This window comes from Pseudoalteromonas rubra, from assembly GCF_005887095.1.
Classification (GTDB): Bacteria; Pseudomonadota; Gammaproteobacteria; order Enterobacterales; family Alteromonadaceae; genus Pseudoalteromonas; species Pseudoalteromonas rubra_E.
Map to the genome: position 1 here is coordinate 59539 of NZ_PNCI01000019.1, position 18951 is coordinate 78489.

The following is an 18951-nucleotide window of genomic DNA, read 5'->3' on the forward strand; positions in this document are numbered from 1 at the left end:
AGATAGTGAAAGGACTAATATGAACGTAATAATAGATGAAGCTTGCCTGGATACGATGCAGTCCCTGTTAGGTGAGCAATTTTCAGATACTTTAGTGTTTTGCATCAGTGAATTCGAGCGCTTAGAGCGTGAAGTCAGAGAGTCTTTACCTGTAGATCTTGAAGCTGCCACACGCAATGCACATAGCTTAAAATCCAATGCTGCGCAGTTTGGGGCAATGAGCTTGTCAGACAGTGCCCGTGAGGTCGAAATGCTGCTTTTGCAGGGGGATGTGAATTCGGCCAAAGAGGCACTTGGCAGTTTGTCACAACAAGTGATTGGTTCTACCACTAAGCTGCAACAGTGGTTGATGGCAAACGCATAAGTATAGTCGCTATCGGCATCACATAATCTGACAGCTCAGGGGCTTATTTGAGCTGTTTTCTCTTTGTTATCTCCCATCAATAGTGTCTGCGAGCCGAGTCTGCTCGTCGTCTTACTTCCCTTTTAAAACTCTGTATTGAATATGCTTTTCTTCCTGTCAGCAGGGCGCTATTCTAGTAGTCTGAATGGGGAGAAATAATGATAAAAATTACTAAAAGCAGCAAACTCAATGGGGTATGTTACGACATTCGTGGGCCCGTATTGTCACAGGCAAAGAAAATGGAAGACGAGGGCACTAAAGTCCTCAAACTGAACATCGGCAATCCGGCGGCATTTGGTTTCGATATGCCCGAAGATATGCACCGTGACATCATTCGCAATTTGTCAGATGCTCAGGGCTATTGTGATTCCAAAGGGCTGTATTCCGCCCGGGTTGCCGTATATCAGCACTATCAGCAGAAAAGCCTGCCAAACATAAGTGTAGATAACATATTTATCGGCAACGGGGTGAGTGAGCTCATCCAGATGGTGACGCAGGCATTGTTAAACGAGGGCGATGAGGTATTGATACCAGCACCTGATTACCCTTTGTGGACTGCGTCTGTTAAGTTATCAGGCGGCAAACCTGTGCACTATTTATGTGATGAAGCCGCTGACTGGTTTCCTGATCTGGCTGATATTCGGGCCAAAATTACACCTAAAACACGCGCTCTGGTATTAATCAATCCAAACAATCCAACTGGTGCTGTTTACAGCAAAGCGCTCCTTGAGGGGCTTATTGATATTGCCAGAGAGCACAACCTGTTGCTGCTCAGTGATGAAATCTATGAAAGGATCCTCTACGACGGTGCCGTGCACTGGTCTATTGCATCTTTGTGTGATGATTTGCCTGTGATCACCTTTAATGGTCTGGCGAAGACATATCGGGCAGCCGGTTTGCGGATGGGGTGGATGGTACTGAGTGGAAAAGTGTCAGCGATGAAGGACTTGATAGATGGTCTCAATATACTGGCATCGATGCGCTTGTGTGCCAACGTGCCTGCGCAATTTGCGATCCAGCAGGCATTGGGTGGAGTACAGTCGATAGACGCATTGATCCAACCCGGCGGGCGCTTGTACGAGCAGCGTCAGATTGCTTGGCAAGGGTTAAATGATATTCAGGGCGTGTCCTGTGTTAAGCCTATGGGAGCACTATATGCTTTCGCTAAAATAGATACGCAACATTTTAATGTGAAAAATGATGAACGAATGATGCTGGATCTGTTGCGCGAAGAGAAAATATTGCTTGTGCATGGCAGGGCATTTAACTGGCCACAGCCGGATCATTTCCGGTTGGTATTCTTACCGCATATGGATGAGCTGGAGCCTGCCATGGCCAGGATGCAGCGATTTTTCGCACATTATCGCCAGCAATAGGAATTTCCTGTCGCTACGTTACTCACAAATGTTGCCGATGTACTGAGAGTATAGTGTCGGCAACATCTCCAAAATAGTGTGTTTGGCTGCAACGTCGTGACTGCCGATCACCTCCGCCAGTATCTCTACATTAACTGCTTTCATCATACCCGCAGCGCTCAGCCTGTGACTGATATGCCAGGGCTCGGCAGCTACGCCCCCCTGATAACGCTGATAGGGTCTAAAGAAGCCAAATTCAGCTAGATGCAGGCTCAGCCAGTCATTCAATTCGGCAAAAGGCCCCCCCTGCTCATACTCCCAGGGTTCCAGCTGCAACTTTTGCCCTGCGGGCAGACAATTGCTGGCGTACACATCCAGATCGGTACCAAAGTGGTGACGGCTGGCACCGGGGAGAGCGGAGTAGAGCATAATGGCGTGTACACGGGCTTGTGGTGTCAGCAGAGACAGGTCGACCGGCTCATTTTGACTGTTTAACACCGGGCGCAACCCCTGAGCCTTGTTATTCCAGATCAGGCACTGTCGATGAAAGTCGCGATGGGCTGACGCAATACAAAACGTAAATCCGGCTTGCTTTGCTGCTTCACTCAGTGCCAACAGATCACGTTGGATGGCGCTGTGGATGAACACATTGGCATACGAGGCCAGGTGGCTGGTGGACAGGCCACATGCCTGAGACGCAAGTGTGCTGAGGTGGTTCATGTGAGCAGCTTTTCCAGGATCAGCTCATAGATTTCAGCAAGCTGGTCGAGAGACTTTACACTTACGCACTCGTTGACCTGATGAATGGTTGCATTGACAGGACCCAGTTCAATAACCTTGCAGCCGGATTGCGCGATAAAGCGCCCATCGGAAGTCCCCCCCGTTGTTTCCGGGTTTGCATCAATACCAGTCACAACTTTGATGGCATCCAGTGTGACATTCAACAGTGGCCCAGGTTCGGTTAAAAAGGGCAGGCCATTCAGTGTCCAGTGAAGTTCATAGTCCAGACCATGTTTGTTGAGTATCTCACACACACGACCCTTGAGTTGCTCGGCAGTCACTTCGGTACTGAAGCGAAAATTAAACTGTACATCAAGGCTACCGGGGATCACATTACCAGCGCCGGTGCCACCATGGATGTTTGAGATTTGGAAGCTGGTGGCCGGGAAAAATGCGTTTCCCTGGTCCCACTGTATCGTGCTGAGCTCAGTCAGTGCCGGTGTGGCCAGGTGAATAGGGTTTTTGGCAAGATGGGGGTAGGCAACATGCCCTTGCACGCCCTTGATGGTGAGGTGTCCGGTCAGTGAACCTCGGCGTCCGTTTTTAACCACGTCACCCAGTTGATCCCTGGATGAGGGCTCGCCAACCAGGCACATATCTATTTTTTCATTTCTGGCTTCGAGTAAATCAACCACTTTAGTCGTGCCATTAATAAATGGTCCTTCTTCATCCGAGGTGATCAAAAAACTGATTGACCCGTTATGATCAGGAAAACGCGCGACAAAACGCTCTGTGGCCACCACCATAGCCGCCAGTGAGCCCTTCATATCCGCGGCACCACGGCCATGTAACATACCGTCGTGTATTTCTCCTGAAAACGGTGGAAAACGCCAGTCCCGCTCATTACCGACAGGTACAACATCGGTGTGCCCTGCAAAGCAAAAATGCGGCCCCTGTGTGCCTTTGCGTGCCCAGGTGTTGAGCGTATCAACAAAAAAGTGCTCTTCGACTTTAAATCCCAGTGCACTGAGACGCTCGTTGATCATGGCCTGACACCCAGCGTCCTCCGGGGTCACAGATGGACGCTGGATAAGTGCCTTGGCCAGCGCAACTACCTCACTGTGTGTCTCACTCATAGCGAGAAAATGTCCTGGTATTGTGGTGCTTTAAAGCCAAGGTGGTACTGGCCTGCGTGGCGCAGAATGGGGCGCTTGATCATCGCAGGCGCTGCCAGCATATGTTTTTGTGCACTATCTGCATCGAGGTTTTGCTTGTCCTCATCACTGAGGGCACGGTAAGTGGTGCCACGTTTATTGAGTACATTTTCCCAACCCAGTGCGTCAACAAACTCAGCCAGCATCTGCGCGTCCAGCCCGTCTTTGCGATAATCGTGAAAGGTATAGCTGATGTCGTTTTGTTCGAGGAATTTTTTGGCTTTTTTAATGGTATCGCAGTTGCTGATACCGTACATAATGGTGGTCATAAATTGCATGCCCTGGCTAATGTGATTAGCGGATCTTTGCCCGCAGTGACTTGATTTAAAGGATAATAACACGGTCCCAGCTTGTCTGCATTGAGCAGTATTAAGGTGCCCAGAATATCGACGTCGCTCGGTACATCGAAATAACACAAAATATCGCCCTTCGCGACCTGCTTTTTGCCATAGCTGTGTTGAATAAGGTGCTCTGTTTTTCGATATTCTGTCGGCAGCAACAGGTGCAGGAGTATCAGCAAACCAGTCTTGGTTCTGAGTACAAACTCGCAGCCCTGTTGACTGATTTTTTCAACTTTTGCCGGACAGGGGGCTAACACCATCGCTGCATTGAGCTTGACACAGACGCCCGGGCCTAGCATGCCGCTGGCAAATAAAGGCTCTGGGTGATGACTGAGTGGATGTACTTTGCCTGTAAAGGGACTGGCAATGTGCATGATCGGATTGGCAATTTGCGCAATAGGTGCGTAATTAATCTGCTGTGATAAATGCATCAGACAAACAGGTATCCGTCTTTTTTGAGTGCTTTAATGGCGTCAGGAAGTTGTGCTTCTTTGACTAAAATATAGTCTGTGTCGTAGGTCGAAATCGAAAAAATTGAGACATTGGCGCTGGCCAAAACGCCGGAAATATTGGCCATGATACCGGTCAGAGAAAAACCCAGCGGACCAATGACTTCCAGTGCACGCCAATTTGGTTCAGTTGCAAAGCTGTCAAATTGGAGTGTGCTTGGACAAACAATGGAAAGCTCTTCGGAGGTTTTTGCAATGAAAAATATCTCGGCGGACATCACCTCTGCGGGCACAGCCTGCTCACTATCCAGACTATGGATGGTAAAATTGTGTGGCAATACCTGCAATGTTTGCTTCGACATATCCGAGTCCTGACACCTGTGACTCTTTCATAGTATAGTCAAGCATGGCCAAAAGAAACCTTTTTCCGTTGACTACACACCTTGTTAAGTTGTAATTCGGAAAGCATGTATGCTTCCCGAATTAGGTGACGAACCAGGTTGAGGTGTTACTGATCGTTTTGTCCCGCCTGAATAGCGGTCAGAGCAATCGTGTAAACAATATCATCAACCAGTGCACCGCGGCTAAGGTCGTTAACGGGCTTGCGCATACCTTGCAGCATGGGCCCTATGCTGATCAGATCGGCACTTCGCTGTACGGCTTTGTAAGTGGTGTTTCCAGTATTGAGGTCCGGGAATACAAATACCGTCGCTTTACCAGCTACTTTACTGTTTGGCGCTTTCTTACGTGCGACATTTTCCATAATGGCTGCGTCGTACTGTAGTGGCCCGTCGATATCCAAATCCGGTCGTTTTTCTTGCGCAATACGCGTTGCTTCACGCACCTTGTCGACATCGGCTCCCTGGCCAGATGTGCCGGTACTATAGCTGATCATCGCCACTTTAGGCTCAATGCCGAATGCGGCGGCAGACTCCGCAGACTGAATTGCAATGTCTGCCAGTTGCTCAGCAGTGGGATCCGGGTTAATGGCACAATCACCATAAACCAGAACCTGATCAGGCAGCAGCATAAAGAATACAGAGCTGACCAGTGACGAGTCCGGGGCTGTTTTGATTAGCTGAAGTGGTGGACGAATGGTGTTCGCGGTAGTGTTGACTGCACCCGATACCAAACCGTCTACTTTGTCTTCGGCCAGCATCATGGTGCCCAGCACCACATTGTCTTGCAGTTGCTCTGCTGCCACAACTTCTGTCAGGCCTTTGTTTTTGCGCAGCTCAACCATAGGCGCTATGTACTTTTCAACCTCATCATTGGGGTCAAGAATGGTGACATTGTCATTAAGCTCCACCCCTTGCTGTGCGGCGATACGTTCGATTTCTTCTCTCTCACCCAGCAGCACTGTTTTGGCAATGCCTCGCTCACCACAGATAGCTGCGGCTTTAATGGTCCGAGGCTCGTTGCCCTCTGGCAGTACTATGGTCTTATTCGCTTTACGTGCTGAATCTGTCAGCAAGAAACGAAACGCCGGAGGCGATAACTTTCGGGTTCGGGCTACGCCCTGAGCCAGCGAGTCCAGCCAGTCGGCGTCAATATGATCGGCATTGTGTTGCTTCACTTTGTCGATGCGCTGTTCATCATCAGCAGGGACTTCCATGTTGAAGTTGTGCAATAACAATGAGGTACGCCAGGTATCTGCGGTGGTAGCCAGGATCGGTAGGCCCGTTGCCATGGCTTGTTCGCACAGCTCCATGATTTTGGCTTCTGGTTTGAATCCGCCAGTGAGCAAAATGGCACCCAGCTTTGTGCCGTTCATGGCACTCAAACAGCCCGCAACCAGAATATCGGAGCGGTCACCTGGCGTGACCAACAGGGCGCCTGGTGTAAAGTGATTGAGGATATTTGAGACGGTTCTGGCACAAAAGGTGACCCGTCTTAAACGGCGATGCGCCATGTCTCCGGCGTTGATCACTTCCGCGCCCAGATAGTTGCTCAGGTCAACCACACGTGGCGCAACCAGATCAAAATCCCACGGAATAGCACCAAGCAACATAAACGGATGCTTACGGAAGATGGGCAAAGAAGCCAGCCTGTTTAGCTCATTCTCCAGTTGCTCCGGCTCATGTTGGTCAACCAGATCGGCACGTGCCCGGCCATCTTCATCAAGTGGTGCATTGACTTTGTTAAAGATACAGCCTAATACCCGAGCGTGGTCGACGCCACCATAGTTGCCGGCGGCAATTTCCAGGCGGTCTTCGAGTTGGTCATTGCTGTCGTTGCCCGGGGTGAGTACAAACACAATATCTGCACCGAGTGTCTGGGCGATCTCCCGGTTGACACGACCTGCGTAAGGCTGGCGACGTGTTGGCACCATGCCTTCGATAATTGCCACTTCACCCGGGTTAATGGCACTTTCAAAGCGCTCGACAATTTCTTCGAGCAAATCGTCGCCCTTGCCGTCGCCAATCATTTGTTCGGCATAGCTCAGCTCAAATGGTTTAGGCGGGGAAATAGAAGAACCCTGTTGTACAATCAAGGTTGATTTTTCCGGGCCTGTGTCTTCTTTTCGGGGCTGTGCTATGGGCTTAAAAAAATTAACCGCAACAGCTTTTTGTTCCAACGCGCGCACCAGACCAACCGACACGGACGTTAGGCCAACGCCGGTTGAAATAGGGATCAGCATAATACGACGGCTCATGATTTAGTGCTCCTGTGCCAGTTGCGCGGCATCATGGGCAATGACCCATTCTTCATTCGTTGGGATCACCCATGCTTTGGTCGTATTGCCTGAGCGGGTAATTTCCCCCTGTTTGCCAAAGCGGGCATCGAGGTTTGCCTGCGCATCAATCTCCATCCCTAAAAAGCCGAGTTGTTCAACCACTTTTGCGCGGATCACATCTGAGTTTTCGCCAATACCACCGGTAAATACCAGCGCATCTACGCCACCCAGGGGCACTGCAAAGCTGGCAATTTGCTTAGCCAGGCGATAACAGAACATGTCCAGTGCTAAGGTAGCCTGGGGGTGTCCATCTGCGGCGGCTTCTTCAATGGTGCGGCAGTCATTCGACAATTCACTGATCCCCAACAAGCCACTTTGTTTGTTCAGCAAAGTATCGACCTGTTCAACACTGTAATCTAGCTGGTTAACCAGGTAGGAAAACAGGCCCGGATCGATATCACCGCTACGAGTACCCATGATCAGGCCCTCCAGTGGTGTCAGTCCCATGCTGGTATCGACCGATTTACCATCTTTTATTGCACAAACAGAGCAGCCGTTACCCAGGTGTGCGGTGATAATGCGAGAACTTTTTTGCTCAAGGCCTAATGCTTTGATGGCCTGAGTCGATACAAAATAGTGGCTGGTGCCATGGAAGCCATAGCGGCGGATCCCATGGGATTTGTAAAGCTCATAGGGGAGTGCGTAGAGGTACGCAGTAGGTGCCATGCTCTGGTGGAAGGCTGTGTCGAATACTGCGATCTGAGGTAAGTGACTGAATGCCTGAGTAGCAGCATCTATGCCCAGCAGGTTGGCTGGGTTGTGTAACGGAGCCAGATCGGCTGTTTTGACAATAGCCTGGCGCACAGTATCATCTATTAGTGCGGAATGTGTAAAGTGCTCACCGCCATGCACTACGCGATGACCGACTGCAACCAGTTCTTTATCCAACCCAAGGGACTTGACCAGTTCAACCAGTTTGTCGATAGCAACCTGGTGGGCGTCGCCAGCATTGAGTGTGACAACGTGTTTTTGGCCCTCATGCTTATATTTTATTTGCGGATCGCTTTCGCCGAGGCGTTCCGCGAGTCCAGAGAGGTGTTCCTGGGCGGTATTTGGGTCTATGATTGCGAACTTGAGGCTGGAGCTGCCACAATTGAGTACCAGAACATGGGAAGATGACATAATGACTATCCGTTTTGACAATAACTGTTATTGCGTATTAAGCTAAATGAAAAGGCGCATTTAGCTACATATTAGACTAAGGTATAATTGACGAGTATGAAGTTAATTTTACCCGATTTTTTTAAGAAACGTTAGGCCATCGGTATTGGTTTATCGTGATTTGTTGCTCGTTTTATTGATTGGAAACTAGGCAACGGTCGAGCGCAAGTAAGCAACAGGTTAATGATGTTGCTCCGCTTGACGAAATTGACCAAATGTAAGTTGTCAGTTGCCGTGTTAAGTTGATATAACGAGTAAAAATTTGCCCTTGCACCCGGGAGTTATGATGCAGAAAAGTCTTATTTCACAAGTGCAACTTGGACGTCAGTACGCCAAAGAATGGCCAATGCGCAAGGAATTGACGCTGTTATTTCCCGAATTCAGAGTGATTAAAGCGACTGAATTTGCCTTGCAGGTGATGCCTGTGTTGGCAGTTATTTCGGTTTTTATTCAGACTTCGTACCTGGGAATGGCGTATCTTCCTCAGGCCATCACCATTGCTCTGTTCTTTTTGTCTTTGCCTGTACAGGGGTTGTTGTGGCTTGGTAAGCGGGCAGATACACGCCTGAATCCGGCGTTGAATAGTTGGTACAAAGAGCTTTATCACAAAATGGTAGCCAATGGTTATCAGGCTGACGCGTCACGGGATCCCAAATACCGTGAGCTGGCAAAACTGCTCAAAGATATGTTTGAGAAAATGGATAAAGCATTTGCAAAAGAAAACCTCTGACAGCTCAGAGGTTTTCTTTTATCTGGTATGAGTGTTGATGACAGCCCGGTCAGGACTTTTGATAGCGGGTTACCAAGAAAGAAAAGGTGACCTGGTGGGTTGGCGTTTGTTCCAGCGTTTGGTAGTGGCTCTCTTTGAACTTCCACGCGAATGGGGTCATCTTGATCAGGTGCTTAACCACCTCTGTGGCCACTTGTTGTGTTTGCTCCAGATGACGCTGTTCCACTTCAACAAATCCTGATGGACAATCTGGCACGTCGTGCAGGCGAACGTCATCATAGATATGTTGTTTTAACTCATACAGGTGCTTAGGTCCCGGACTGACAACCAACAATTGTCCTTCGGGCTTTAGCAGACGAGCCATTTCCTCAGCAAACACGGGGGCAAACACACTCAACAGCACATCGGCCTGTTCTGCTGAAAATGGCGCATCTTTAATCGAAGCGACACTGAAGCGGACCTGAGGGTAGCGTTTTGCGGCGTATCTGATAGCTGGTTTAGAAATGTCCACACCAAACACCTGGCTGCACTCAGGTAGCGCGCTGGCAATGGCCTGAGTATAAAAGCCCTCTCCACATCCCATGTCTATGACAGACTCGCATGGCATCGCTGAAATAGTGTGTGCAAGATGAGTCTGTAAAAACTGATAGTGCTCGGTGGCAAAAAATGCACGCCGGGCTTGCACCATATCCAGATTATCACCAGGCTGGCGGGAGTTTTTAAACTGGACCGGAAGCAGGTTAACATACCCTTCTTTTGCCACATCAAACTGATGGTTGTGCTCACAACGAAGCGTCTTGTTTTGCTCAGCCAAAGGTGCCGAGCAAATGGGGCAGCGATAATGCAGCGTCATTTATCTAAGTAATCCCTATCATAAAAGGTTTTGACCCAGTGTGGTCGGTAGGTGATCAGTAAGGTGATGGCCATTCCGTTAAGCATGGCTTCCGGAAACCACATGATGATCGCGTAAAAAATATAGTTGTCGACCAGCACAGGCCAGTCATAAAGTCCGATACTGAGGTAATACAGTGCACTTATCGCTATTTTACTGGCTGCTACCAGACCTCCACACAAAAATGCACAGACGAAGATATAGACGAAAAAGTGGCGGCTGAGAAAATGATAACAGAGTAAAAATAGACCATAGCTCAGATAGACAGGTAGCAGGGCTGTAAACAGCCAGAATGTCCAAAAGTTATCGATGGGCATAGGGCCAAAGAAATAACTGAGCAAAGTAGCCAGCGTTGTGCACAGCAGGCCCATATGCCAGCCAAGTGTGAGTGTCGCCGCAGTGATCCCCAAAATATGGATAGAAAGCTGCGGTAAAATACCAGCCTGGATCTGCCACAGCAGTGCCAGTACCAGCGCACAAGCCAGCACACCGGTTTGTCGTGCCGGCGTTTGCAGCAGTGCCTGATACTGGTGCTTATTGATACTCAGGGCAAACAAGCCCATGGCTACAAGAGCGGTAAACATATCGACTATAGAGCAAACGTTGCCCATACTGGCGCATGATCAGAGGGCTTTTCGATACCACGCAGTTCATAATCAATGTCGCTTTCGACACATTTGGCCATCAAAGGGGCTGTGGCCAGAACAACGTCGATGCGCAGGCCGCGATTGTCGTCGAATCCTTTAGAGCGATAGTCAAACCAGGAATATTTATCACAGGCATCCGGGGTTAGTTCACGGAAGGTATCCTTGAGACCCCAGTCCAGTAAAGTCTGCAGCCATTCACGCTCTATTGGTTGGAATGAGCACTTACCAGTTTTCAGCCAGCGCTTACGGTTAGGCTCGCCAATGCCGATATCCAAATCAACAGGGGAAATATTGATATCACCCATGACTATCAGATTTTCGCCGTTATCTGCTGTTGTGTTCAGGTGGGTCATTAAATCAGCATAGAACTGACGTTTGTACGGAAACTTGGTTTCGTGATTAATGTTATCACCCTGGGGGAAGTAACCGTTCATCACCGTGACGTCTTCACCATTGTCACTTTCAAAGGTGCCGATGATCATCCGCTTCTGCGACTCTTCTGTATCTGTTGCAAACCCTTTTTGGATTAGCTTGGCTGGTTTTTTTGAGAGCAGTGCGACACCATAATGTGCTTTTTGACCGTGAAAATAGACATGGTAGCCCATTGCTTCAACATCCGCGACGGGAAAGGCTTCGTCATGTACTTTGATCTCCTGCAATCCAATCACATCAGGTTGATGTTTGTCGATCAGGGCTTGTAGCTGGTGCAGGCGAGCGCGCAGGCCATTTATATTGAATGAGATAACTTTCATCGTTGTTGTTCTTAATTTGCATATAGTCAGTGACACTAAGTCTATCATTTTTGTCTGCATGAATGGAGGGGGAGGTGTGAATTTAGCTGGGTATGTTCGGCCCTCTAAGTGTTCTAAAAATTGGGAATTGTGACATCTAAAATTGTTAATGAATGCGAAAATTGTAACGGCTTTAAAGCGCCTGATTAGGGAGTTGTGAATAGGCTATTAAATGATCAAGAAAGTTCATTTTTACCATTTACACACTAAAACTTGTATATATAATGCGCATCAATTCGTTCATTTGGGGTAAATTATGTTTAAGTCTCTCTCTCTTGTTACACTGATCTCGATTGCATCTTTTTCTGCTATTGCTGCACCAGTTGTGAGCGGTAACGCATCACCAGAATCTAAAGTATGCGCTATCGCGGCGGAACAAGGCCTGAGTGCTGCACGTGCATATGGAGCGAAGCACGGTGTATTCGTATCACGTTTTTCTAAGACGCTTGAGTGTAACGGTGAAGACATCCGTTCATTTGCCAAACAGGCACAGGCTGAGTCTGCGAATACCGAAGCGAAAGTGAAACTTGTCGCTAAAAACAGCACTGTTGCAACTGAGCTTTGCCTAAAAGCAGCCAAAGAGGGGCTTTCCAGTCTGAGCAAACTTCGCCACCAGACACGTAACCTGAAGTGCAATGATTTACCAGTTAAGCAGTTTATTAAAAACATCAATAATACTGCTATCTAAATACCCGCGATAAATGCAATAAAAAGCCCGCACAGCGGGCTTTTTTGATCTTGCCATAAATACACTTTAAGGGGAGCACAGGACGGTTCCCATGTAGTCCATATGCTTAAATGTAACCTCTGTATTAATTTGTTTCTCTTTTGTATTACATAAATGTTCTTAATATGTTTTTCATATGTTATAAAATGTTTGGTTATTACAAATATAATTAACACTATGGAGAAGAGGAAGAATGAAAAAGGGGATTACACTTACTGCACTTGCAGTCTCAACAGTACTTTCAGGTAGTTTACAGGTCGCTATGGCGGAAGAGGGTGAAGTTGAACGCATTGAGGTGACGGGGTCGCATATTAAACGTTCAGACATGGAAGGGCCCTCACCGGTTCAAACTATATCAGCATCTGACTTGGCAGCGACGGGATCAACTGATCTGATAGGCGCTTTACAAAAGCTACCGGTTGCTGGCACGGGTACTTTTAGTACTCAGGGCAACTCCAGTGATGACACCGCCAATGGGGGGTCTAGCGTCGCGTTACGTGGCCTTGGTGCATCATCGACTCTGGTATTGATCAATGGACGCCGGGTGGCTGTTAGCCCGTTTGCAAAAGACATTGAAACGTCCTTCGTTGACTTAAACACCATTCCTGTTTCTGCGGTTAAGCGCATTGATGTACTTAAAGATGGTGCATCGGCTACCTATGGTTCGGATGCGGTGGCTGGTGTTATTAACATTATTTTACGAAATGACATCGATGGCTTTGAAGTCGCGGCTAAAGTCTCTGATACCGCCGATGGTGGTGGTGAAGAGCAAAACTTTACTTTACTGTGGGGTAACTCTACCAGCAAAGGACATCACAACTTTACGCTTGATTACTTCAAACGTGGCGATGTGTTCTACGCGGATCGGGATTATACCGCAACGGCTGATCAACGTTTTCGTGGCGGCAATAATTCGCTGAGTTCATCTGGTTTTCCAGGCAGTGTTGAAGTAGAGCGTGCGTCACTGAGTGACGAACAATGGGCCCGCTTACCTGTTGTCCGTGTAGAGGATGACGGCACTCAGGTTCGTCAAACCCTGTTCGCTGACGTTTGGGGTAATGATGTCTGCCCGGCGGAGATGATAATCGGGGATGTATGTCGTTATGACTATGCGCCACATATGAGCCTGGTGCCTTCAACCGAGCGAGTGACTTTTAACTACAATGGTGTCCAGGAGATCATGGACGGTGTTGAAGGCTTTGCAGAGTTTTCGGCGCAGCATGCCTCGACCTTCATTCAGGGTGCTGCCAGTCCAAGCTTTACTGAATTAACCATGGCGGGTGATAACCCGAACCATCCTTTGGCCAATCAGCCTGATCACTTCCTGCATGGTGTAGATATCTCAATGCGCCGTCGTACCGTTGATATCGGTAACCGTAAAAAAGACGTTGATTCAGAATACTATCGCGCCGTGATGGGGATGCGTGGTCAGTGGCAGGATTGGGAGTGGGAGTTTGCATACTCTGCCATTCGCTCCAGTGCTGTTGAAAAAGGCTTTGATGGCTTCCCGAATAAACGCCTTGCTCAACAAGCCATTGATGAAGGTCGCTGGAACCCATTTGAGCCCAGCACTAATACACAGGAAGGGTTGGATTTCTTTGAAACGACGACCACCCGATATGGTTCTTCGACCATGCAATCACTGGATGGCACCATTTCCGGTGAACTATTTGAATTTGGGGATGGTTATGTCTCTGCGGCGTTTGGTTTTGAGCACCGCTATGAAAAAATTGAAGATAATCCGGATAGCCAGTACCTTCGGGGTGAAATTTTTGGTACCGAAGCGACACAAGCCAATGGTGATCGGGACAATACCGCGGTCTTTGCGGAATTCAGTGCTCCATTACTGGATAACCTTGAACTTCAGTTAGCACTGCGCCATGAGGATTACAGTGATTTTGGTAATACCACAGATCCTAAAATCGCCTTTCGCTGGACTCCTTTAGAGTCTGTTGTGGTGCGTGGTTCCTGGGGGACAGCATTCCGCGCGCCTTCGCTCGTTCAGTTACACCTGGGGCGCACCGACGAATCGCCCAGCGTAATTGACAAAGAGCGTTGTAAACAAACTGGCGCTGATGTGGATTGTTCGCCTACCGAATATACCGCCATCGTTGCAGGTAATAAGCAATTGCAACCGGAAGAGTCGGAGAACTTCAACCTGGGCGTGATCTGGCAGGCGACGGATACCTTTAGCATTGGGGTAGACTACTGGAACTATGATCAGGAAGACTTGATCAAGAAAATTGGTGCGCAAAAGCTGGTCGACTGTTGCGGTACCGATCCCAATCTGGTTGTGCGGGCTCCCAGCCAGGGCAGTACCTTAGGCCGTATTCTGACAATCAATGATACCTTCGTGAACATTGGTGGTCGTGAAACGGACGGTCTGGACTTAGACATCGAATACTTGCTCAACACCTCTGATATGGGTGAGTTCCGCTTTAACTATAATCTCACTTATACACTGAACTTCGAAGAGCAGTCGTTTGAAAGTGATGATGACGGAAATACCAGTACTGTAGTTGAAGACCTGAATGGTGAGTACCAGCATCCGAAATACCGCTGGACAGCCGGGGTTGACTGGTCAATGGATGATTTTGTTGCCAACCTGAGCTTTAACTATGTCGACAAGAACCTGGACCTGGCCGACAGCAACGGGGATAAATATGAAATTGATTCCTGGACGACGGTTGATACCAGCGTAAGCTATGTCGGCTACGACAAACTAACCGTGACTTTAGGTGCATCAAACCTGTTGAATGAAGAGGCGCCACTGGCTCCGTCTGAATCTATGGGTATTGATAATAAGACCCACAGCGCCTTGGGTCGTCAGATGTATCTGAAGTTTGGCTATCAGTTTTAACGACCCGATATCTAAGCGCAGAAATAATATGTACGAATATCGTACGGTTATTTAAGCAATGAATAATACATGTAAAGGCGAGGGACCTGCCTTTACATGTGATAATTGAATTTACCTCCAACCCGGGGATTGCAAGCGTCACTGCACCAGCGGGCTGGCACTTACGTTAAAATCAAACCCTTCTATTTTTGCCTTGGAAATTAAACACTCTATATATTGTGCAATGGCTTTGCGCTCTACTTTTTTATCCAGGTAGTTTTTGATACGTGTTTTGACTGCTTCAAAGGGCAACTGTTTGCCTGCTTGTTTAAAGTCGACAAACACAATGTGAAAGCCAAAGCGACTTTCCACTGGGTGGTCTATCAACCCTTCATCGGCACTGAACACCTGACGTTCAAATTCACTGACGGTCTGGCCTTTCGAGAGCTGTCCGAGTTGACCGCCAAGCTTGGCTGACTCGCACTTAGAATATTGCTCGGCCAGTACACTAAACGATTCTCCTTTGGTCAGTGCTTCCAGAATGGACTCTGCGGTTTCTAAAGCGTTGGCTCTGGCATTTTCATCTTCCACAGGTGCCGGTATTAAAATATGGCGTGCAGCAATTAAAGGGGAAGAACAAAACTTAGCCAGGTTCTGTTGGTAATAGTGCGCACATTCTTGCTCTGTTGCACAGGGAATGGCCACCTCAGTTTCAATTAGTAAGTTCAGCAGGGCATTTTGCTTTTGTTCCTCACTGTCAAGCTGCTCGCCTGTTTGCAGATGCAGTCCCAGCTCATCCAGGCGCTGATTGAACAGCTCGCCTATGATCAAGCTTTCTGCTGCGTCTATCATGGCTGCGCGGTGGTCCTTTGCCGGGTGATACTGCATCTCCTGAAGTATCTGTGCTTCGCTGATTGTTGTTTGGTTGACGGTAATCATAATTGACCTCAGCTAAAGCCCTGGCTGGCAGGGCTTATATTTAGGGGTTATTTGCTACGTACGACCTGGTAGTTCCGGGTCAGGTACTGAAGTGGCACACTGGCAATGTGGACCAACCGGCTGAACGGGAAGACAACAAACAATGTCATGCCCAAGAATACGTGCAATTTGTAGATCCAATGTACATCAGAGATAGCAGCAGCAGCGGCGGTGCCGTTAAAGGTCACCATGTTTTGCGCCCAGCTCATCAGCTTCAGCATCTCAGCGCCATCCATATGGCCTGCTGAAACAAAAATCGATAACAGGCCCAGAATGAGCTGAACATAAAGTAGCAGCAGGATGGCAATGTCCATGGTACTGCTGGTGGCGCGAATACGCGGATTAAACAGGCGGCGTCTGAGCAATATGGTCAGGCCATAAAAGCAAATTAACCCAAAAAAGCCACCTAAGCCCATTGCTATCAGCTGTTTTTGACTGGCTTCAATGCCTAACAGGTGCCAGATCTCTGATGGTGTCAGCAGGCCAACAAAATGACCGAGTAACACCATAATGACGCCAATGTGAAAGGCTCTGCTACCTTGCTTTAATTGTTTGCTTTCCAGCAGCTGACTGGAGCCTGTTTTCCATGTGAACTGCTCACGGTCATACCGAACTACCGAGCCTATGATAAAAATAGACAGGGCTATGTAGGGATATATCCCAAATAGTAGTGTATTTAAATAAGTCATAATGTACTCCTTAACTGGCCTGCTTGTTAAAGTCAGTCCAGGTCACTGGAACATGTTGATCTTTGCGTTGAGATTCACTGGGACGATTGACCGCGCTCGGGCAGCTGTCGGCATCCGGCGCACCAAAGGTGACGGCTTCTTCTTCCCATTCTTTGTCTATGGCCTGCTTAGTATCATCGCGTTTTTCACCATTGACCTGGTCGCGCAGTGTGCTCAGGTCAAAGGTGCTTTGTGCGATATCAAGTAACGACACAAACACAATGGCGTATTCGCTGTCGCGTTTTTCCAGTCGACATTGCAGCAGGGCCAATATGTGTTCTACTTCGCTCAGCCATTGCCGGGCATTGTCCTCGCCTTGGGTTGCCAGAAACTCAAGAAACAAAGGGATGTAGTCGGGTAGTTCGTTTTGTGCCAGTTCCAGACCGGCTTGCTTGTACTGCCCAATTAAGTCGATCATTGCCTGACCACGGTCACGGCTTTCACCGTGAACGTGTTCAAACAGCCAAAGCCCCAATGCACGACCGCGCTCAAACAGGCCATCGTACTCTGCTTGCCATTCCATGACGTCTTTTGCGCATTGTGTTTCGATAAAAGCACAGAGCGCCTGACGTGTGTCGGGGCTGATCGAGCTCTCGTTGACAATCGCCAGCAGATCTTCTTTCGCTGCAACAAACTCGGCTGATGGATAGTCGAGCAAATGGGATAGTACACTTAATACTTGCATGGTCTTTACTCCGTTATCTCGACAGGGATGATTTGTTTACCGGTTTGTTTTTTACCGCCAAACAGGTTCACTCCGTTGTTGCCATCACTACAGCCGTTACCAAAGCTGAACCCACAACCACTCTTCATGTCGTACGCATTTTCTGCATAGGATTTGTGGCTGGTTGGGATCACAAAGCGATCTTCATAGTTGGCAATCGCCATGTAGCGGTACATGTCTTCAACCTGTTCTGGGGTAAGGCCAACCTGTTTCAGTACAGCCAGATCTTCCTGTCCCTCAACTTGTTGTGCGCGTTTAAATGCCCGCATAGCAATCATGCGCTCCAGTGCTGTCACAACTGGCTTTTCATCGCCCGCAGTCAGTAAGTTGGCGAGATAGCGCAGTGGGATCCTCAGTGACTTCAGGTCCGGTATGACGCCCGCCATACCCACATGACCCGCTTCTACCGCTGTCTGAATAGGTGACAGGGGCGGGATGTACCACACCATCGGCAAGGTTCTGTATTCCGGGTGCAGGGGCAGGGCAACTTTCCAGTCCATCGCCATTTTGTACACCGGTGACTGGCATGCCGCTTCCAGCCAGCTGTCAGGAATGCCTTCTTCTTTGGCTGCTGCAATAACTTCTGGATCATGTGGGTCTAAGAACATACCCAGTTGAGCGGGGTACAAGTCTTGCTCGTTGGGCGTATTAGCCACTTCTTCTACTTTATCTGCATCGTAAAGCAGCACGCCCAGATAGCGGATCCGGCCTACACAGGTTTCGGAGCACACTGTAGGTTGGCCAGCTTCAATACGCGGGAAGCAGAAAATACACTTTTCGGATTTACCGGTTTTCCAGTTGTAGTAGATTTTTTTGTAGGGGCACCCTGATACGCACATGCGCCAGCCACGACATTTGTCCTGATCAATCAGTACAATGCCATCTTCTTCGCGCTTGTAAATTGCACCAGACGGGCAACTCGCTACACAGGCTGGGTTGATACAGTGTTCACACAGGCGTGGTAAGTACATCATAAAGGTCTTTTCAAACTGACCGTAAATGTCTTTTTGCACCACGTCGTCGAAGTTTTTGTCTTTCTTACGTTCAGAAAACTCAGTACCCAGGATTTCTTCCCAGTTCGGGCCCCAGTTGATTTTTTCCATACGCTGCCCACTGATCAGTGAGCGTGGGCGCGCAACGGGCTGATGTTTGCTGTCCGGCGCGTTGTGCAGGTGTTGGTAGTCAAAATCAAACGGTTCGTAATAATCGTCGATCTCGGGCAAGTCCGGGTTGGCAAAAATATTGGCCAGTAATCGACGTTTGTTACCCTGGCGAGGCTCAAGTGTGCCATTGCTGTTGCGTTTCCAGCCACCGTTCCACTTGCTCTGGTTTTCCCACTCTTTGGGGTAACCAATACCAGGTTTAGTTTCAACATTGTTAAACCAGGCGTACTCAACGCCTTCGCGGCTGGTCCAGACATTCTTACAGGTGATAGAACAGGTATGGCAGCCGATACATTTGTCCAGGTTTAAGACCATGCCTATTTGTGCACGTACTTTCATAATATTATCCTCG

The 18951-nt window shown here is 48.6% G+C and carries 19 protein-coding genes; 5 read left to right on the forward strand and 14 right to left on the reverse strand.

The annotated features are described in order from the left end of the window. Positions 1-19 precede the first annotated feature (19 nt). On the forward strand, positions 20-364 hold the full coding sequence (locus CWB99_RS09710) for an Hpt domain-containing protein (RefSeq protein ID WP_138551339.1): 345 nt from the start codon (positions 20-22) through the stop codon (positions 362-364). 197 nt (positions 365-561) lie between these two features. Beyond that, positions 562-1779 carry a pyridoxal phosphate-dependent aminotransferase gene (locus CWB99_RS09715; protein WP_138551338.1) on the forward strand — a complete coding sequence of 406 codons (1218 nt, stop codon included), beginning with the start codon at positions 562-564 and terminating at the stop codon, positions 1777-1779. Positions 1780-1797: 18 nt separating this feature from the next. Here the strand turns inward: CWB99_RS09715 and CWB99_RS09720 are convergent, their stop codons facing one another. The 7 genes from CWB99_RS09720 to CWB99_RS09750 form a co-directional block, all read right to left on the reverse strand. Then, entirely contained in the window at positions 1798-2478 is a 681-nt protein-coding gene (locus CWB99_RS09720; RefSeq protein ID WP_138551337.1) for a M15 family metallopeptidase, read from the reverse strand. Next, positions 2475-3614, reverse strand: a complete 1140-nt coding sequence (gene dapE, locus CWB99_RS09725) for a succinyl-diaminopimelate desuccinylase (protein WP_138551336.1) — start codon at positions 3612-3614, stop codon at positions 2475-2477. Before dapE ends, CWB99_RS09720 begins: the two co-directional genes overlap by 4 nt. Further along, the gene (locus CWB99_RS09730; protein ID WP_138551335.1) at positions 3611-3961 is read right to left on the reverse strand and encodes an ArsC family reductase; all 351 of its coding nucleotides are present in this window, start codon (positions 3959-3961) and stop codon (positions 3611-3613) included. Before CWB99_RS09730 ends, dapE begins: the two co-directional genes overlap by 4 nt. Next, positions 3958-4464 carry a PTS glucose transporter subunit IIA gene (locus CWB99_RS09735; RefSeq protein WP_138551334.1) on the reverse strand — a complete coding sequence of 169 codons (507 nt, stop codon included), beginning with the start codon at positions 4462-4464 and terminating at the stop codon, positions 3958-3960. Before CWB99_RS09735 ends, CWB99_RS09730 begins: the two co-directional genes overlap by 4 nt. Next, positions 4464-4844: an ACT domain-containing protein gene (locus CWB99_RS09740; protein WP_138546801.1), complete on the reverse strand. Its 381-nt coding sequence runs from the start codon at positions 4842-4844 to the stop codon at positions 4464-4466. Before CWB99_RS09740 ends, CWB99_RS09735 begins: the two co-directional genes overlap by 1 nt. A 146-nt stretch (positions 4845-4990) precedes the next feature. Beyond that, positions 4991-7138 carry a phosphate acetyltransferase gene (pta, locus tag CWB99_RS09745; protein WP_138551333.1) on the reverse strand — a complete coding sequence of 716 codons (2148 nt, stop codon included), beginning with the start codon at positions 7136-7138 and terminating at the stop codon, positions 4991-4993. A 3-nt stretch (positions 7139-7141) separates the two neighbouring features. Next, on the reverse strand, positions 7142-8341 hold the full coding sequence (locus tag CWB99_RS09750; RefSeq protein WP_138551332.1) for an acetate kinase: 1200 nt from the start codon (positions 8339-8341) through the stop codon (positions 7142-7144). Positions 8342-8666: 325 nt separating this feature from the next. Between CWB99_RS09750 and yfbV the strand changes: the two genes are divergently transcribed. Continuing rightward, positions 8667-9110 carry a terminus macrodomain insulation protein YfbV gene (gene yfbV, locus CWB99_RS09755; RefSeq protein WP_138551364.1) on the forward strand — a complete coding sequence of 148 codons (444 nt, stop codon included), beginning with the start codon at positions 8667-8669 and terminating at the stop codon, positions 9108-9110. A gap of 49 nt (positions 9111-9159) precedes the next feature. On the opposite strand, the gene rlmA is transcribed toward yfbV, so the two are convergent. From rlmA to xthA, 3 genes are read right to left on the reverse strand one after another with little or no spacing between them, the layout of a single operon-like run. Then, positions 9160-9963 (reverse strand): 23S rRNA (guanine(745)-N(1))-methyltransferase, encoded by an 804-nt coding sequence (gene rlmA, locus CWB99_RS09760; protein ID WP_138551331.1) that lies wholly within the window; start codon positions 9961-9963, stop codon positions 9160-9162. Next, a complete protein-coding gene (locus CWB99_RS09765; protein WP_138551330.1) occupies positions 9960-10586 on the reverse strand; it encodes an energy-coupling factor ABC transporter permease in 627 nt (208 codons plus the stop codon). The genes rlmA and CWB99_RS09765 overlap by 4 nt, the downstream gene beginning before the upstream one ends. A gap of 5 nt (positions 10587-10591) precedes the next feature. Continuing rightward, positions 10592-11401 carry an exodeoxyribonuclease III gene (gene xthA, locus CWB99_RS09770; RefSeq protein WP_138551329.1) on the reverse strand — a complete coding sequence of 270 codons (810 nt, stop codon included), beginning with the start codon at positions 11399-11401 and terminating at the stop codon, positions 10592-10594. Positions 11402-11696: 295 nt separating this feature from the next. On the opposite strand from xthA, the gene CWB99_RS09775 reads away from it, so the two are divergent. Together CWB99_RS09775 and CWB99_RS09780 are read left to right on the forward strand one after the other, a co-directional pair. Then, positions 11697-12128, forward strand: coding sequence for an exonuclease III (locus CWB99_RS09775; protein ID WP_138551328.1), 432 nt, complete (start codon positions 11697-11699; stop codon positions 12126-12128). Positions 12129-12360: 232 nt separating this feature from the next. Next, positions 12361-15027: a TonB-dependent receptor plug domain-containing protein gene (locus CWB99_RS09780; protein WP_138551327.1), complete on the forward strand. Its 2667-nt coding sequence runs from the start codon at positions 12361-12363 to the stop codon at positions 15025-15027. A gap of 138 nt (positions 15028-15165) precedes the next feature. Here the strand turns inward: CWB99_RS09780 and CWB99_RS09785 are convergent, their stop codons facing one another. The 4 genes from CWB99_RS09785 to narH are packed head-to-tail and all read right to left on the reverse strand — an operon-like array spanning position 15166 to position 18938. Next, positions 15166-15945: a peptidylprolyl isomerase gene (locus tag CWB99_RS09785; RefSeq protein WP_138551326.1), complete on the reverse strand. Its 780-nt coding sequence runs from the start codon at positions 15943-15945 to the stop codon at positions 15166-15168. A 47-nt stretch (positions 15946-15992) separates the two neighbouring features. Then, entirely contained in the window at positions 15993-16673 is a 681-nt protein-coding gene (narI, locus tag CWB99_RS09790; RefSeq protein WP_138551325.1) for a respiratory nitrate reductase subunit gamma, read from the reverse strand. A 10-nt stretch (positions 16674-16683) separates the two neighbouring features. Then, positions 16684-17397 carry a nitrate reductase molybdenum cofactor assembly chaperone gene (narJ, locus tag CWB99_RS09795; protein ID WP_138551324.1) on the reverse strand — a complete coding sequence of 238 codons (714 nt, stop codon included), beginning with the start codon at positions 17395-17397 and terminating at the stop codon, positions 16684-16686. 5 nt (positions 17398-17402) lie between these two features. Then, positions 17403-18938 carry a nitrate reductase subunit beta gene (gene narH, locus CWB99_RS09800; protein ID WP_138551323.1) on the reverse strand — a complete coding sequence of 512 codons (1536 nt, stop codon included), beginning with the start codon at positions 18936-18938 and terminating at the stop codon, positions 17403-17405. Between the last annotated feature and the right edge of the window lie 13 nt (positions 18939-18951).

Excerpts from the sequence above, each read along its gene's own strand:
- CWB99_RS09710 (WP_138551339.1), top strand. The coding sequence starts at position 20 with ATGAACGTAATAATAGATGAAGCTTGCCTGGATACGATGCAGTCCCTG.
- CWB99_RS09715 (WP_138551338.1), top strand. The coding sequence starts at position 562 with ATGATAAAAATTACTAAAAGCAGCAAACTCAATGGGGTATGTTACGAC.
- CWB99_RS09720 (WP_138551337.1), bottom strand. The coding sequence starts at position 2,478 with ATGAACCACCTCAGCACACTTGCGTCTCAGGCATGTGGCCTGTCCACC.
- dapE (WP_138551336.1), bottom strand. The coding sequence starts at position 3,614 with ATGAGTGAGACACACAGTGAGGTAGTTGCGCTGGCCAAGGCACTTATC.
- CWB99_RS09730 (WP_138551335.1), bottom strand. The coding sequence starts at position 3,961 with ATGACCACCATTATGTACGGTATCAGCAACTGCGATACCATTAAAAAA.
- CWB99_RS09735 (WP_138551334.1), bottom strand. The coding sequence starts at position 4,464 with ATGCATTTATCACAGCAGATTAATTACGCACCTATTGCGCAAATTGCC.
- CWB99_RS09740 (WP_138546801.1), bottom strand. The coding sequence starts at position 4,844 with ATGTCGAAGCAAACATTGCAGGTATTGCCACACAATTTTACCATCCAT.
- pta (WP_138551333.1), bottom strand. The coding sequence starts at position 7,138 with ATGAGCCGTCGTATTATGCTGATCCCTATTTCAACCGGCGTTGGCCTA.
- CWB99_RS09750 (WP_138551332.1), bottom strand. The coding sequence starts at position 8,341 with ATGTCATCTTCCCATGTTCTGGTACTCAATTGTGGCAGCTCCAGCCTC.
- yfbV (WP_138551364.1), top strand. The coding sequence starts at position 8,667 with ATGCAGAAAAGTCTTATTTCACAAGTGCAACTTGGACGTCAGTACGCC.
- rlmA (WP_138551331.1), bottom strand. The coding sequence starts at position 9,963 with ATGACGCTGCATTATCGCTGCCCCATTTGCTCGGCACCTTTGGCTGAG.
- CWB99_RS09765 (WP_138551330.1), bottom strand. The coding sequence starts at position 10,586 with ATGTTTACCGCTCTTGTAGCCATGGGCTTGTTTGCCCTGAGTATCAAT.
- xthA (WP_138551329.1), bottom strand. The coding sequence starts at position 11,401 with ATGAAAGTTATCTCATTCAATATAAATGGCCTGCGCGCTCGCCTGCAC.
- CWB99_RS09775 (WP_138551328.1), top strand. The coding sequence starts at position 11,697 with ATGTTTAAGTCTCTCTCTCTTGTTACACTGATCTCGATTGCATCTTTT.
- CWB99_RS09780 (WP_138551327.1), top strand. The coding sequence starts at position 12,361 with ATGAAAAAGGGGATTACACTTACTGCACTTGCAGTCTCAACAGTACTT.
- CWB99_RS09785 (WP_138551326.1), bottom strand. The coding sequence starts at position 15,945 with ATGATTACCGTCAACCAAACAACAATCAGCGAAGCACAGATACTTCAG.
- narI (WP_138551325.1), bottom strand. The coding sequence starts at position 16,673 with ATGACTTATTTAAATACACTACTATTTGGGATATATCCCTACATAGCC.
- narJ (WP_138551324.1), bottom strand. The coding sequence starts at position 17,397 with ATGCAAGTATTAAGTGTACTATCCCATTTGCTCGACTATCCATCAGCC.
- narH (WP_138551323.1), bottom strand. The coding sequence starts at position 18,938 with ATGAAAGTACGTGCACAAATAGGCATGGTCTTAAACCTGGACAAATGT.